The organism is Frondihabitans sp. OV104, from assembly GCF_057787745.1.
Genome location: NZ_CM173541.1, coordinates 2,079,798 through 2,095,472 on the forward strand (window position 1 = coordinate 2,079,798; position 15,675 = coordinate 2,095,472).

6 protein-coding genes, 1 tRNA gene and 1 other RNA gene are annotated in these 15,675 nt (G+C 71.6%); 3 read left to right on the forward strand and 5 right to left on the reverse strand.

The genetic code is table 11. The features are described 5' to 3' along the window. Positions 1-44: 44 nt before the first annotated feature. Together AC3CBB_RS09810 and ffs are read right to left on the reverse strand one after the other, a co-directional pair. Entirely contained in the window at positions 45-9,059 is a 9,015-nt protein-coding gene (locus AC3CBB_RS09810; protein ID WP_488624433.1) for a choice-of-anchor G family protein, read from the reverse strand. A gap of 752 nt (positions 9,060-9,811) precedes the next feature. Next, positions 9,812-9,908, reverse strand: an RNA gene (ffs, locus tag AC3CBB_RS09815) — signal recognition particle sRNA small type. A gap of 54 nt (positions 9,909-9,962) precedes the next feature. Here ffs and AC3CBB_RS09820 point away from each other — a divergent pair. Next, positions 9,963-10,640 (forward strand): NAD(P)H-binding protein, encoded by a 678-nt coding sequence (locus AC3CBB_RS09820; protein ID WP_123507398.1) that lies wholly within the window; start codon positions 9,963-9,965, stop codon positions 10,638-10,640. A gap of 86 nt (positions 10,641-10,726) precedes the next feature. On the opposite strand, the gene AC3CBB_RS09825 is transcribed toward AC3CBB_RS09820, so the two are convergent. From AC3CBB_RS09825 to AC3CBB_RS09835, 3 genes are all read right to left on the reverse strand, one after another. Beyond that, positions 10,727-11,920, reverse strand: a complete 1,194-nt coding sequence (locus AC3CBB_RS09825) for an acetate/propionate family kinase (protein WP_488624434.1) — start codon at positions 11,918-11,920, stop codon at positions 10,727-10,729. Between the two features lie 53 nt (positions 11,921-11,973). Beyond that, a complete protein-coding gene (gene pta / locus AC3CBB_RS09830) occupies positions 11,974-14,064 on the reverse strand; it encodes a phosphate acetyltransferase (RefSeq protein ID WP_488624435.1) in 2,091 nt (696 codons plus the stop codon). 141 nt (positions 14,065-14,205) lie between these two features. After that, positions 14,206-14,290: transfer RNA gene (locus AC3CBB_RS09835), tRNA-Ser, on the reverse strand. Between the two features lie 94 nt (positions 14,291-14,384). Between AC3CBB_RS09835 and AC3CBB_RS09840 the strand changes: the two genes are divergently transcribed. Continuing rightward, positions 14,385-14,798 (forward strand): RNA-binding S4 domain-containing protein, encoded by a 414-nt coding sequence (locus AC3CBB_RS09840; RefSeq protein WP_488624436.1) that lies wholly within the window; start codon positions 14,385-14,387, stop codon positions 14,796-14,798. Positions 14,799-15,029: 231 nt separating this feature from the next. Further along, positions 15,030-15,656: a hypothetical protein gene (locus AC3CBB_RS09845; protein ID WP_488624437.1), complete on the forward strand. Its 627-nt coding sequence runs from the start codon at positions 15,030-15,032 to the stop codon at positions 15,654-15,656. Positions 15,657-15,675 lie beyond the last annotated feature (19 nt).

Genomic DNA, 15,675 nt, shown 5'->3' on the forward strand with positions numbered 1-15,675 from the left:
GGAGGCGACCCTCTCACACCCGAAGGAGAGGGTCGCCTCCGGCGCTAGCGTTTCCTCGCCCTGATCCTGCTCAGTCCGCGGGATGCACCCAACATCCCGAGACCCAGCGCGAGGATGCCTGCGCCCACGGCCGCCCAGGGAAGGACGACCGAGCCTGTGTAGGCCAGTCCGCGTTCGACCAGGGAGGTCGGGGCGGAGCTGGTCGTGCCGCCGTTGCCGGCGGGAGCGATGGTGCCGGAGCCGGTTCCCGAGCCGGTACCGCTGCCGCTGCCCGGGCCCCCGCCGGAGCCAGTGCCGCCGCCGGTGCCGCCGCCGTTCGTGCTTCCCCCGCTGCCGGCGGCCGGATCGCGCATCACGGTGAACGTGGTGGAGACCGGGTCGGACGTCATGCCCATGATCGACTGCGTCACGGTGTAGGTGTGCGCACCCGGTGCCACTCCCGCGAACGCGACGCTCCAGTTGCCGTCGGCATCGGCCACGACCGTCTTGGTGTCGCCGTTGTCGAGCATCACCGTCACCGACGCCCCCGGCTCGGCCGTCCCCATGATCGGGACGGTCGCCGTGCCGTCGCTGCCGGCCATGTAGGTCGAGCCCGGCGCCGGCGAGTTCACCTTCAGCGGGTCGAGCGCCATCAGGGTGAACGACTGCTGGGGAGCACTGGTCGACACGCCGGCCACCGTCTGCGAGGCGATGAAGGTGTGGTCGCCGTCGAGCACCAGCGGGAAGGTCACGCTCCATGTGCCGTCCGCGAGGACGGTCGTGGTCAGGATCGTGCCGTTGTCGAGATCGACCGTCACCAGCGCACCCGGGGTGCCGATTCCGCTGATCGGCACGACGTGGTGTCCGTCCCGGTCGAAGTCGGGGATCAGTGCGTTGTCTGACGGCTTCAGCACCGTGATGCCGCCGGTCGTCGTGACCGGGACGACCGTGAATGCCACGGACACGGGTGCCGAGGTGGCCACTCCGACCGTCTCGGTCGCCGTCACGGTGTGGCTGCCGGTCGCAAGCCCCGTCAGCGAGACCGACCAGGCGCCGTCGGCGTCGGCGGTGACCGTCTGCGCGGTGCCTCCGTCGAGGCGGACCCTCACGGTGGCGCCCGGCTCTGCGGTGCCCGTGACCGTCGTGGCCCCCGTGCCGCCGAGGCCGGCGGGCACGTTCTGCCCGGCCGTCGGGGCGGTGATCGCGATCGGGGCCGCCTTCGTGCCGGTCACCGTCACCGCGGTGGAGCCGGTGACGACGCTGCCGGTCTTCTGGGTGACCTGGATGGTTGCCTGCCCGTCGGGCACGGCTGTGACCGTGACCGACCAGGTGCCGTCTGCGCCGACCGTCGTCGTGCGGGTGAGGCCGTCGCCCAGGTCGACCGTGATGGTCGATCGAGGCTCGCCCGTGCCCGTCACCGGGACGTCGAAGAAGCCGTCGCCGTCGTCGTCGCGGACGATCTGTCCCGCGGACGGGCTCGTGATCGTCGGAGCGGCGACCGGATTCGCCTTCTCGACGACGGTGAAGGTGACCTTCGCGGGATCGCCGGCGACGCCGCCGACCGTCTGGGTCGCGGTGACGCTGCGGCTGCCGGGGTCGACCGCCGTGAACGTCGTGGTCCAGGTGCCCTGGGCCGTGACGGTCGCCGTCTGCGGGTCGACGCCGTTCAGCACGACCTTGACCTTCGCGCCGGGCTCGCCCGTGCCGGTCACCACGACGTTCGTCGCGGAGCCCGTCTGGACCTGGATCTGCTGGCCCGTCTGCGGAGCGGTGATCGCCACGGAGTTCGCCACGCGGACCGTCACGTCGGCGGTGACCGCGTCGGTGGGGCCGTCGGCGAGTTCCTGCGTCACCGAGATCTCATGGTCTCCTGCGGCGACGGTCGGGAACGTCACGGCCCACGTCCCGTCGGTGCCGGCGGTCACGACCTTCGGCGTGCCGCCGTCGAGCGAGACCGAGACCTGCTCGCCGGCCTGGGCCGTGCCAGTGACTGGCAGCGAGCCGCCCGCCGTGGGCTGCGTGACAGTGGTGCCGTCGGCCGGGGTCGCGATCCTCACCGGGTCGGCGACGTCGACCGACACCTTCGAGGTCACCGCCGGGAGGATCGCGCCGTCGCTGGTCTCGACGACCGAGACCGTGTGGTCGCCGACGGGGACGCCGTCGACCGTGGCACTCCACTTGCCGTTCGAGCCGATCGTGGCGGTGGCGGTGAGGCCGCCGCCGAGGTCGATCGCGATCGAAGCGCCCGGCTCGCCGGTGCCGGAGACCAGGAGGTCGGTGGTCGCGCCGTCGTCCGAGACGAAGACCGTGGAGCCGTCGGCGGGAGCCGTGATGACAGCGGGGGCGACCGTGTCGGCCGTCACTGTGGCGCTGTCGGAGCTCGTCACCGTGCCGTTCGCGCTCTGAGTGACCACGATCGTGATCGGACCGACCGGGACGTCGGTGACCGTGACGGTCCAGGTGCCGCCGTCGCCGACGGTCGTGGTCGCCGTGTGGCCGTCGCCGAGGTCGACCGTGATGGTCGATCCGGGCTGGCCGGTTCCGGAGACCGGCACGTCGACCGTGCCGTCGCCGTCCGCGTCGGGCAGCACGTCACCCGCGGTGGGCGAGGTGATCTCGACGGGGGCCGCCGGGTTCAGGCTCGTGACCACCGAGAACGTGACGTCTCTCGGCGCCTGCGCGGTGCCGGCGACCGTCTGGACGGCCTCGATCTCGTGAGTCGCGGGCAGCGTGCCGACGCCGGGGAACGACACCGACCAGGTCCCGTTCGCCGCGACCGTGGTGGTCTTCGGCTGGAGGCCGTCGAGGGTGGCGGTCACCGAGGCTCCGGGCAGGCCTGTTCCCGAGACCGGCACCGTGGTCGTCTCGGTGCCCAGGGGAAGCTGGAACTGCTGTCCCGCCTGCGGGGTGGAGATGGTCAGGGCCTGTGCGACGCCGACCGAGAACGCCACCACGACCGGCGTCGTGGGCCCGTTGTCGAGCACCTCCACGACGCTGACGCTGTGGTCGTCCACGCCGACGCCGGTGAAGGTCGTCGACCAGGCGCCGTCGCCGTCGCTCGTGACGACCGCGGGGGTGCCGCCGTCGAGCGAGACCCGCACGGCCGTGTTCGGCTCGGCGGTGCCGGAGACCGGGACGCTCGTCGTGCTGCCGGCGGTCGCGACGGGGATGATCGCGCCGGAGGCCGGAGCGCTGACGACCACGCGGTCGGCCACGCTGACGACGAGGTCGCGCGTCACCGGATCGGCGTCGAAGCCGCCGATGGTCTGCACGACCGAGATCGTGTGGTCGCCGACCGGGACGCCCTGCACGGTGACCGACCATTTTCCGTCGTCGCCCGCCGTGGTGGTCGCGGTGAGGCCGCCGCCGAGGTCGACGGTGATGTCGGCTCCCGGCTCGGCGACACCCGAGACCGGCACGTCGACGGTCTCGCCGATGGTGGCGACCTGGAGGTCGGTGCCGGCGACCGGAGTCGTGATCGTGACCGCGTCCGCCGTGCCGACGGTGATCTTCACCGTGGCGGGCTCGACCGACGTGGTCCCGTCGATCGTCTGGGTGACCGAGATCGTGTGCGGACCGGTCGGCACGTCGCGGAGGGTCAGCGTGTAGGTGCCGTCGCCGTTGGCGGTCGTGGTCGCGGCGATGCCGTCGGCGAGCTCGGCCGTGACCGTGGCTCCGGCCTCGGCCGTGCCGATGACCTTCACGTCGGTCGTCGCCGAGTCGCTGGCGACGACGTACGCGTCGCCGTCGTCGGGCGTGGTGATCGTGACGAGGTCGCCCGCCTCGACGGTGACGTCACTCGTCACGGCCGCCGACGTCGTGCCGTTCACGGTCTGGGTCGCCGCGATGGTGTGCGGGTCGACGTCGACCGCGACGCCGGTGAAGCTCGTCGACCAGTTGCCCGAGTTGTCGGCCGTGACCGTCTTCGGCGTGCCGCCGTCGAGCGTCACGCGGACGCTGGCCCCGGCCTGGGCCGTGCCGGTCACGGGGATCGTCGCCGTCGCCACGGCATCCGCCACGGTCACGGTCGAGCCGTCGGCCGGCGTCGTGATGGCGACGGGGTCGCCCGCTGTGATCGTCACGGTCGCGGTGACTGCCGCCGAGACGGTGTCGCCGATGGTCTGAGTGACCGAGATGGTCGCGGTGCCCGTCCCGACGTCCGGGATGGTCGTCGACCAGGCCCCGGTGCCGCTGGCGGTGACCTCGCGTGTCGTCGTGCCGATGGTCACGTCGACCGTCGCGTTCGGAGACGCCGTCCCGGCGACCGGGACGCTCGTGGTCGAGTCGTCGTCGGCGACCGTGATGGTCGTGCCGGCGGCCGGCGTCGTGATGACCACCGCCGGGGCGGCTGCGACCTGGAAGGTCGAGGTGATCGGCGTCGACGTGGTGCCGTTGACCGTCTGAGCGGCGCCCACGGTGTAGGTGCCGGTCCCGAGCTGGCCGAGGTCGGCCGTCCAGGTGCCGCCGGCGGTCGCCGTCGTGTCGACGCTCGTCGAGCCGACCGTGACGGTCACGGGGGCGTTCGGCGCCGCGGTTCCGGTCGCGGTGACGTCCGTCGTCGAACCCGCTCCGGCGACCAGGATGGTCGAGCCGGACTCCGGGGCCACGACGGTGACGGCCGGGGCGGCCTTCACCGTGATCGTCCGGCTGATCGGGCCGGCGGTCGTCGAGCCGACGGTCTCGACCGACACGAAGGTCTGGTCACCGGTGCCGACTCCCGGGAAGGAGGTCGACCAGGTGCCGTTCATGCCGACCGTGACGGTCTTGGCGACGCCGGCGTGAGTGACTGCCACGGACGCGCCGACCTGGCCGGTGCCCGAGACCGGCACGGTGACCGTGCTGGCATCGTCGGCGACCGGGACGATGGAGCCGTCGAGGGGGGCAGCCACCGTGAAGGGGGTTCCGGCCGAGACCGTGAAGTCGGTCGTGGCCGGCAGCGTCGACGTGGTGCCGCCGACGGTCTGGGTGGCGCTCACCGGGTAGTCGCCGATGCCCAGGCCCGATCCGGTCCCGTTCGCCGAGCCGTCGAGCACGAGCGACCAGCGGCCGGCAGCCGAGGCGGTGACGTCGACGGTGCGGCCGTCGGCCGTGACGTGGACCACGGCATTCGCCTGCGCGGAGCCGGTGACGGTCACGGGGACCGTCTGCCCGGCGGCTGCCACCGTGTAGTCGGTGCCGGCGGCGGGCGAGGTGATCGTGACGGGGTCGCCCACCGCGATCGTGAAGCTCGTGCTGATGGCGGGGGACGACACGGCCCCGACGGTCTGGCTCGCCCCGACGGTGTAGGTGCGCGGCGTCAGGTTCGGGAACGAGACGCTCCACGTGCCGGAGCTGCTCGCCGTGGTCGACAGCGACTGGCCCGAGTCGAGGGTGACAGTGACGGCGGCCCCGTCATCGGCGACACCGGAGACGACGGTCGACGGCCGGGTCGAGCCGGCATCGGCCACGGCGAAGACCGTGCCGCTCGCCGGCGTCTGGATGACGATGCCGTCGCCCTCGATGACCGAGAACGCCTGTGACGCGGACGCGGCACTCGAGCCGTTGATCGTCTGGGTGGCCGACAGCGAGTAGTCGCCGACCGCGACGTTCGGGATCGAGACCGTCCAGGCCCCCGAGGCGGAGGCCGTCGTCGCCGCGTTCAGCCCGGCTCCGAAGCCGGCCACCACTCGGGCGCCGGCCTGGGCGGTCCCGGAGACCACGACAGTGGTCGAGCCGTCGGCGCCGAAGACGGTGACGCTGTCGCCCGGGTTCGGCGCCGTGATGGCGACCGGGTCGCCGACCGCGACGGTCAGGGTCTGCGTGACGGCGGGCGACGTCGTGCCGCCCACGGTCTCGGCGACGCTGATGGTGTGCGTGCCGATGGCGACGCCCGAGAAGGCGTTCGTCCAGACGCCGGAGGCGCTGGCCGTGACCGTCGCGGTCTGGCCGCCGAGGTCGATCGTCACGCTGGCGTTCGGCTGGGCCGTGCCGCTGACCCTGACGCTGGCGCTGGTGCCGGCGCCGGCGACCAGGACCGTCGCCCCGGGAGCCGGAGCGGTGATGACGACGGGTGCGCCGGCGACGATCGAGTACGGGCGGGTGACCGGCACGGAGCTCGTTCCGTTCACCGTCTGTGCGGCCGTGATGGCGTAGTCGCCGACTCCGACGCCGGTGAACGTGGTCGTCCACGCGCCGGAGCCGTTCGCGGTGACCGTCGCGGTGTGCGTCGCGTCCAGGACGACGGCCACTGAGGCGTTGGGCTGGGCGGTGCCCGAGACCGTGACGCTGCGGGTCGACGTCGAATCGGCCACCGTCGAGACGGTGCCGGCAGCCGGGGCCGTGATGACGACATCGGCTCCGGCGACGACCGAGAAGGCGCGGGTGACGGCGGGTGAGGTCGCCCCGGCGACGGTCTGCGTCGCGCTGGCCGTGTAGTCGCCGACCGGGACGGCCGGGAAGGTCGTGCTCCATGCGCCGTTTGAGCCGGCGATGACGATCGCCGTGACGCCGGTCATGAGCTGCACGGTGACGGAGGCATTCGGCTGCGCCGTGCCGGAGACGGTGACCGGAGTGGTCGAGTTCGGGCCCGCGACCGAGATCTGCGCTCCCGCGGCAGGTGCCTGGATGACGACCGGCGACGCCGCGACGACAGTGATGTCGCGTGTGATGGCAGCGGACTGGGTGCCGGCCACGGTCTGGCGGACGCCGACCGTGTACGGCCCCGTGCCGACGCCCGAGATCGGGATGCTGTACGTGCCGTCGGCGGCCGCGGTGTCCGTGCCGGTGAGGCCCGAGCCGAGCGACGCGGTCACAGTCGCCCCGGGCTGCGCGGTACCGGTGACGGTGACGGTGGTCGTCGACGTGGCGCTCGGGACGACGATCCGGGTGCCGTCAGCGGGTGTCGCGACGGTGAGCGGGGCGCCCGCGGCGACCGAGAAGGAGCGGGTGACGGCTGCGGACGTCGTGCCGCCGATGGTCTGCGTGGCCGAGGCCGTGTACGGACCGACCGCGAGCGAGGGAATCGTCGCCGACCAGGTGCCGTCGGCCTGTGCCGTGGTGGTGCCGGTGATGCCCGAGCCGAGGTCGAGGGCGATAGCGGCACCCGGCGTCGAGGTGCCGGTGATGGTGACGGGCGTCGTGGCCGAGTTCGAGACGACGGTGAAGGTACGGCCGGCGGTCGGGCTCGTGATGGTCAGCGGAGCCTGGGCCACGACGGTGAAGGCGCGGGTGACCGGGCTGCCGGCGACGCCGCCGAAGGTCTGCGTGACGCTGGCGGTGACGGAGCCCACCCCCACGCCCGGGATCGTGGACGACCAGGTGCCGTCGGCTGCGACCGTGGCGGTGCCGGTGCGGCCGCCGCCGAGGTCGACTGCCACGCCGGCGCCGGGCTCGCCGGTGCCGCTGACGGTGATGGATCGGGTGGCGGTCGGGGTGGCGACGGTGAACTGCTGGCCGACCGTCGGCGCCGTGATGGCGACGGGTGCGATCGGCGTCGCGTTGACGGTCGAGGTGGCGAGGTTGACGGTCGCCGCGTTGAGGGCCGGCAGCACCGTCAGTCGGAGGGCGGAGACCGACTGGGAGCCCGCGTCGTCGCCGCGGGAGTCCCGGAAGCCCGTCGTCGAGTCCTGCGCGTTCACGGTGATCGTCACCAGCTGGTTCAGGATGCCGGTGAGCGGCGCGAGGGTCGTGTTCACGAGACCGGTCGTGGCGGCGAGAGTAGAGGTGATCGTGCCGACGGTCGGGGCGACGAGACCGCGCAGCAGGGGCGCGACTGTTCCGTCCACGAGCGGCTGGAGCAGCGGGTTGAGCACGGCGCTCGAGATGTTCAGCCCCAGGGCGCCGATCGCGGTCGCGCTGGCTGTCACCGTGAGGGGAGCGCGACCGGTCGTCTTGAGGAGGTTCGCGAGCGACGTCGTCATGTTCACGGTGAGGTTGGAGACGTTGCCGCCGAGCAGGCTGATCTTCGCGGTCAGGGTCGCGTTCAGCGTCGCGTTGCCGATCGCGGTCACGACGGCCGTGTTCAGCGCGGTCGGGATCTGCGTGACGAGGATGTCCTGGATCGCGGCGGTGACGATGCTCTGGAGGGCCGGCGTCGACAGCAGCTTCGTGTTCGGATCCTGGCCGTTCAGCGCCTGCAGCGTGTTCAGGTCGATGACGATCTGGCCCGTCGACGGGTTGATCGTCACCGGGCCCGACGTGTAGGTCTGCGCGAGAACCGGCGCCGTGACACCGGCGAGGTTGAGGCCGGTGATGTTCGCGGTGAGGGCCGTGCCGTTCAGGCTGAGCACGCCGAGGCCGAGCGTGTTGAGGGCCGACGTCAGGCCTCCCGAGGTGCCCGACACCACCGAGTTGAGCGCGGCCGGATCGGCGACCGCGTTGTTCAGGCTCGAGCCGACGCCGTTGACCGTCGTCTGCAGCGAGGTGTTGAGACCCGCCACCGCAGGGCTCGTGAGCTGGAACTTGGCGCCGGCGATTCCGTAGCCGGTCGTCGCCGCGCCCGTGGTCCGCTGCGCCTGGATGCGCGAGGCGAGGGCGCCGAGGTCGAGCTCGGCGCTGGACGCGACGGCCGAGGCCGCGCCGACGCGGCTCAGGAGCGGCGTGAGGTTGAGGGTCGACGGGGTGCCCGGAGTTCCTGCGCCCACTGCGATCGTGCCGTCGGAGCCGACGAGACCGGCCGCCGCCGTCGAGGTGGTCGCCGTCGTGGCGGCGTACTGGCCGGCCACGCCGAGCTGGAGGATCCCGTTCGCGCCGAGCAGCTGCACGCCGTTGCCGAGGTTCACGCCCAGCGCGTTGACGGCGGTGAGGTCGAGGGGGTTCGCGACGGTGCCGGCCGACGTCGTCGCACTCGTCGACGAGTAGGCGCCCTTCAGCTGGGCGATGGTGTCGAGGTTGACGATCCCGGACCCGGAGAGCAGCACGCCCTCGGCCTCGGAGACGTCGCCGGTCGCGGCCTGCGCGGGCACGACGGCCGACGCGGCGATGACCGCGCCGACGATGGTCGCGGCCGCGGCCTTGACGAGAGCACCCCTGGTGAAGTGGCGAGAAGTCGTGCGCGGGAGGCGGCCGAGGAGGGTGCGGCCGGGGGTCCTCTGGGAGTCCATGAGGTGTCTCTTCCTGACGGTGGGTGCCGTCACTGATCCGGAAACCCTCCGATGGTGGGGCGGAGGGGTGGTGCCGATGGTGCCGTGGAGCGGGTGGAGCCCGTGGTGCCTGCGGGTGCTTCGGCTCGTGGTGAGAGGGCCGGCGGTGCTGGTGAGGCTGCAGGTGGTGCGGTGAGGCTGGTGCTCGCGTCGTTGCGAGGGCGGGATGCGCGGTGGTGGGGCGCGCATCCCACCGGAGGTGGAGCGGGGCCGTGCTGGTCGACGCCTGATCGTCGATCGGTGGTGCACGACCTCTAGGGTCTGTGCGGCCTGCTTCGAGCGGCGCCACGGTGAAGCACGACCGAAGTCGTGGAGAGCCTGATCCTGGTGTGCGACGTCACGGTCGCGTCCTTCCGTGAGGGATGGAGTGCCGATGCCCTGGTGAGGGGCGACGGTGTTTCTGCGGCCATCATAAGCAGGTTGCGACGAACCGAACCGACTGGACGGTCTGGTTCGACCCCCCAGTTCGAGGGTATTCGACAGATGGAGGACAAAGGTGTCCTCCACAGTGCGGACACGCCGCTGCGTCGTCGAGCCCCGCCCGCCAGCGCGCGAGGTGGCCCTCGTCGTCGCCGCGCCCCGCCCGGACCGACGGCGATGGCCACGTCGCCGTCGCCGAGCCGCGATACGCACCCGCCACGTCAGGATGCGAAGCATCCTGACCAACGAGCACTGTCTGCCGGGTGCGCCGAGGTTTTCTGCGCCAGCAGAAAACGAAAGACCCCCCACGCACCCGCCAGAGCCCGGTTACCCTTGCTGCATTTCTGCCCTGGGGGAGTTGGCCTGGATGGCGCCACGTGGGGAGCCGTCGACTACTTTACCTGCTATGACGCGTCTTGCAGGACACCCGGGTTGGATGGACTCATGAGAATCGTCATCGCCGGTGGTCACGGCAAGATCGCCCTGCTCCTCGAACGCCTCCTGTCCGACGCGGGTCACGACCCGGTCGGGATCGTCCGCAACCCCGACCACGTCGCCGAGCTCGAGTCCGCCGGAGCCCGGGCCATCGTGCTCGACCTCGAGAGCGCCGACGTCGACACGCTCGCCGGCCACCTCGACGGCGCCGACGCCGTGGTCTTCGCGGCGGGTGGCGGCGGAGCCAGCGGCGCCGAGCGCAAGCTGACGATCGACCGCGACGGCGCGATTTTGCTCGCTGATGCGGCCGAGCGCGCCGGCGTCTCGCGGTACGTGCTGGTGTCGGCCATCCACACTGACGACTTCGACGCCGAGCGCGCGAAGCTCCCCGCGGCCGACGACGACGTGTTCCAGGTCTACCTGCGCGCGAAGAGCGAGGCCGACGCCGACATCCGCGCGCGCGATGGCCTCGACTGGACGATCGTGCGCCCCGGCACCCTCACCGACGACTCCCCCACCGGAGCCGTCGCGGTCGGCGCTCGCCTCGAGAACGCCTCGATCCCCCGCGCCGACGTGGCCGCTGTGGTCGCGACGGCCATCATCGAGGGCACGGCCGTCAAGACGCAGTTCGAGTTGACGAGTGGCGAGCTCGACATCAGCGATGCCCTGGCGGCCATCAAGTACTGAGTCCCGTCGGCGCGACGGCCGCCGCGGCGGCCCGGCTGAGTCCTTTCGGCGCGGCGGCGGGGTGCGACCCGGCGCCGGCGGGCCGCTCACACGATAGCGGCGGCCTGACGCGCGATCTCGAGCTCTTCATCGGTGGGGACGACGAGCACGGCGACCGGCGCGCCCTCCTTCGAGATGAAGCGGGCCTCGCGAGAGCCGAGCTCGTTGCGATCGTCGTCGATGGTGATCCCCAAGAAGTCGAGGCCCAGCAGCGTGCGGCGCCGCAGCAGGGCGTTGTTCTCGCCGACCCCGGCCGTGAAGACGACCGCATCGAGCCCGCCGAGCTGGGCGATGTAGGCGCCGACGTAGTGGCGGATCCGGTGCCGGTACACCGCGAGCGCCGCCTCGGCCGTCTCGTCTCCGCGCGAGGCCGCGTCTTGCACGTCGCGCATGTCGCCGTTGCCGGTGAGCCCGAGCAGGCCGCTGCGCTTGTTGAGCATCGTCTCGAGCTCCTCGAACGTCAGTCCCTCCTCGCGGTGCAGGTGGAACACCACGGCCGGATCGACGTCGCCCGAGCGCGTGCCCATCACGAGGCCCTCCAGAGGCGTGAGTCCCATCGACGTCTCGATGCTGCGTCCGCGGTCGATCGCCGTCGCCGAGGCGCCGTTGCCGATGTGCAGCACGATCATCTTCAACTCGCCGAGCGGGCGGCGCAGGAACTTCGCAGCCTCCTCCGACACGTACTTGTGGCTGGTGCCGTGGAACCCGTACCGCCTCACCGCGTGCTTCTTCGCCAGCGCGTCGTCGATGGCGTACGTGTAGGCCGCCGGGGCCAGCGTCTGGTGGAACGCCGTGTCGAAGACGGCGACCTGAGGCGAGTCGGGGAAGGCCTTGCGCGCAGCCCGGATGCCCTGCAGGTTGGCGGGGTTGTGGAGGGGCGCCAGCGCCGAGAGCCGGTCGATCGCCTTCTCGACCTCGGACGTGACGACCGTGGCGGTCGCGAACTCCGAGCCGCCGTGAACGACGCGGTGGCCGACGGCGATCAGCGGGTGCTCGTCGAACGAGGGGCCGTGCTGCTCGAAGGCGCGGAGCATCGCCGAGAAGCCGGCCGCGTGGTCGGGGATCGGCGTCGAGTCGTTCGACGTCTCGTCGCCGGTCAGCACGTTCTTGTGCGTGGTGGCGCCGACCTCCTCGCCGATGCGCTCGACGAGCCCGGAGGCGAGGGTGCGCTCCCCGTCGAGCTCGATCAGCTGGTACTTGAACGACGACGAACCGGAGTTGACGACGAGGACTGCGCTCACGTGGGGTGCTTTCTGTTGAAGAGAGGGGGTGCAGGAACGGAGGCTGCCGCGGCCTACGCCTCGGTCCCGGCCTGGATCGCGGTGATGGCGACCGTGTTCACGATGTCGCTGACCAGGGCGCCGCGCGAGAGGTCGTTGATCGGCTTGTTGAGCCCCTGCAGGATCGGCCCGATGGCGACGGCGCCGGCGCTGCGCTGGACGGCCTTGTAGGTGTTGTTGCCGGTGTTCAGGTCGGGGAAGATGAACACCGTCGCGCGGCCGGCGACCGCCGAGTCGGGCATCTTCGTCGCGGCGACGGTCGGGTCGGCCGCGGCGTCGTACTGGATCGGCCCCTCGACGAGCAGGTCGGGGCGGCGCTCGCGGACCAGCTCGGTCGCTAAGCGCACCTTCTCGACGTCGGCGCCGGAGCCCGAGGTGCCGGTGGAGTAGCTCAGCATGGCGATCCGCGGCTCGATGCCGAACTGCACGGCCGTCTCGGCCGACGAGATCGCGATGTCGGCGAGCTGCTCGGAGGTCGGGTCGGGGATGACGGCGCAGTCGCCGTAGACGAGCACGCGGTCGGCGAGCGCCATCAGGAAGACGCTCGACACGACGTTGACGCCCGGCTTGGTCTTGATGACCTCGAACGACGGGCGGATCGTGTGCGCGGTGGTGTGCTTCGCGCCCGAGACCATTCCGTCGGCGAGGCCCATCTTGACCATCATCGTGCCGAAGTACGAGACGTCGGTGACGGTGTCCATCGCCATGTCCATGGTCGTGCCCTTGTGGGCGCGGAGCGCGGCGTACTCGGTGGCGAACCTCGTCTGGAGCTTCGGATCGAAGGGGTCGAGCACCGTCGCGTCGGCGAGGTCGAGGCCCAGCTCGGCTCCCCGGGAGCGAACGCTGGACTCGTTGCCGAGCAGGGTCAACCGGGCGACGCCGCGCTGCAGGAGCGACGAGGCCGCCTTGAGGATCCGGTCGTCGTCGCCCTCGGGAAGCACGATGTGCTTCTTGCTGCTGCGGGCACGGTCGAGCAGCTGGTACTCGAACATGAGGGGCGTGACGACCTGCGAGGGCCCGACCTGCAGCAGGCGCAGCAGCTCGGCCCCGTCGACGCCGTTCTCGAACAGCGACAGGGCGAGGTCGTACTTGCGCGGCGACTCGGCGGCCAGCCGGCCGCGGGTCTGCGTGATACGGAGGGCGGTGTCGTAGGTGCCGAGCTCCGACCACAGGATGGGCAGCGGGCTGTTGAGGCCGCCGATGAGGCGGACGACCTGGGGCGCGAGGTCGAAGCCGCCGTTGAGGACGATGCCGGAGAGCGACGGGAAGGTGTCGGACGCGTGGGCGAGCACGGTCGCCACCAGCACGTCGGACCGGTCGCCGGGGACGACCACGACGGCACCCTCGGTCAGGCGGGGCAGGACGTTCTCCATCGACATGGCGGCGACGACGACTCCGACGGCCTCACGGTCGAGCAGGGCGTCGTCGCCCTGGAGCAGGCGGGCCCGAGCCGCGGACATGACTGCGCGGAGCGTGGGGCTGACGAGGACGCGGTCCTCGGGGAGCGCCCACACGGGCACAGCCCCCTCGATCGCCTCGGTGATGCCGGACGTGACCTCGTCGATCAGGTCGGGCTCGACGCGGTTCGCCACGATCGCGAGCAGGCCGGCGTGCTCGGAGCGGAGCTCGAGGGTCGTGAGCTCGGCCACCTGGCGCATGTCGGCGCCGGTGCGCGGGCGGTCGCCGTCGGCGGTCCGGCCGCCGAGCACGAGCAGCACGGGGGCGCCGAGGTTGGCGGCGATGCGGGCGTTGAACGAGAGCTCGGTCGGGCTCCCGACGTCGGTGAAGTCGGAGCCGACGATGACGACGGCGTCGCACTGGCGCTCGACGGCGGCGAAGCGGCCGACGATGGTGGCGAGGGCGGCGTCGGGGTCGGCGTGCACGTCGTCGTAGGTGACGCCGATGCAGTCCTCGTAGGGGAGGTCGACGCTGTCGTGGGCCAGAAGCAGCTCGAGCACGTAGTCGGGCTCGCTGGTGGAGCGCGCGACGGGGCGGAAGACGCCCACGCGTCCGAGCTCGTGGCTCAGCGTGTCGAGAACGCCGAGCGCGACGGTGGACTTGCCGGTGTGGCCTTCAGCAGACGTGATGTAGATGCGTGTCGACACGATCCAACCCTAGAGCCGTCGCCTCCGAACCCGCCGTGTCGAGCGCAGCGGGCTCGCCGCGGAGCGAGAGCGACCCGGCGAGCACGCGAGAAACGGGAGAGCCCGGCCCCGAAGGACCGGGCACGATCAACCCAATTGGAGCGGAGAATGGGGGATTCGAACCCCCGAGGGCGTAAACCCAACACGCTTTCCAAGCGTGCGCCATAGGCCACTAGGCGAATTCTCCAGTGATCGGAACCATGAGGTGCCGTTCGACCTAGAGAACTCTACCGGGTTCGGGGACGGGTGACGAACCGTCCCCGTCGCCGTAGGCTCGGAGGATGGATTCGCCGGCCAGCGCACGGGTGGACGTCTGGTTGTGGGCGGTCCGTCTCTACAAGACCCGGTCGGCCGCCACGTCGGCCTGCCGAGCCGGTCACGTGCGCGTCAACGGCGAGCGCGTGAAGGCAGCTCACGCGATCCGCGTGGGCGACGAGGTCCGCAGCCGGGTGGAGGGATTCGACCGGATCGTGAAGGTCAAAGGCATCCTGCTGAAGCGCGTCGGGGCCCCGATCGCCGCGGAGGCCGTGATCGATCTGACTCCGCCGCCGCCTCCGCGAGCCGAGCTCGCCTACCTGCCCGTCCGCGACCGGGGTGCCGGGCGGCCGACGAAGCGCGATCGACGGGAGATCGATCGGCTTCGGGGCCAGTTCCTGGGCGATGAGATCGTCTGGGAGGACGACCCCGACGTCTGACTGCCGGCCGCCGCGTCAGGCTCCCGCGAAACATACCTGCGAGTCGGTTACCACCCGAACTGGGCGGTACGAATGTCGCCGGCCTCGGCTATCGTCTTGTCTGCGCGGCCGGTTCTTCAGGGGTGGAGGGCCTGCGGCGTCCTGAGGTTTTAGGGGGAACACACGATGTACAGCGAAATGACGCGGCCTGTGGGGGCCGCTCGAACAGCTCGCGAGAAGTGCCGCGAGTCCGTGGCCGACGTCCGCTCCGGCTCACCCGATGCGTCCCGCGCGTTCGTCCGGCCGCTGCCGGCGCTCGGCCGCACGGCCCTGGTGTCGGGTGCCTTCAGCCTCCTGCCCGTCTTCGCGGCGATCCTGTGGCTGACTCACGGCTCCTGGCTGCAGCCCGTCGCGGTCTTCGCCGAGGTCGTCGTCACGGCCGTGTTCTTCGTCGTCTACATCCGCTTCCGGCTCGTCTTCACGTCGGTCACCGCCACGCACTTTGTCAAGCAGCGCATGGTGCTCCCCACGACCGCCGTCGACCTGTCGCTCATCGACCGCGTCCTCGTGAACCGCGTCTACCGCGGCGGCTCGACCGAGGCCCTCACGCAGATGCTCGCCGTCGACGCGATGGGCCGGCGCCTGTTCGCCATGAACGCGCTGTTCTGGAGCGACGCCGACATCGCGACGATCTCCGACGCCCTCGACGCGCAGACCACCGTCGACCTGTCGCCGATGTCGCGGAGGGAGTACTTCCGGGAGTTCCCGATGGCTCGAGGCTGGTACCTGAGCCGTGCGGCGATGATCACCTACGTCGTCAGCGCCTGCGTCGTCATCGCGGCCGCCGTCGTGGCGCTCCGGGCCGCCTTCGGGGACTGAGCGACCAGGCTCGGCGCGC

Bases quoted from the DNA above. Each gene is read 5' to 3' on its own strand.
- AC3CBB_RS09820 (WP_123507398.1), top strand. From the start codon at position 9,963: ATGAGAATCGTCATCGCCGGTGGTCACGGCAAGATCGCCCTGCTCCTC.
- AC3CBB_RS09810 (WP_488624433.1), bottom strand. From the start codon at position 9,059: ATGGACTCCCAGAGGACCCCCGGCCGCACCCTCCTCGGCCGCCTCCCG.
- AC3CBB_RS09840 (WP_488624436.1), top strand. From the start codon at position 14,385: ATGGATTCGCCGGCCAGCGCACGGGTGGACGTCTGGTTGTGGGCGGTC.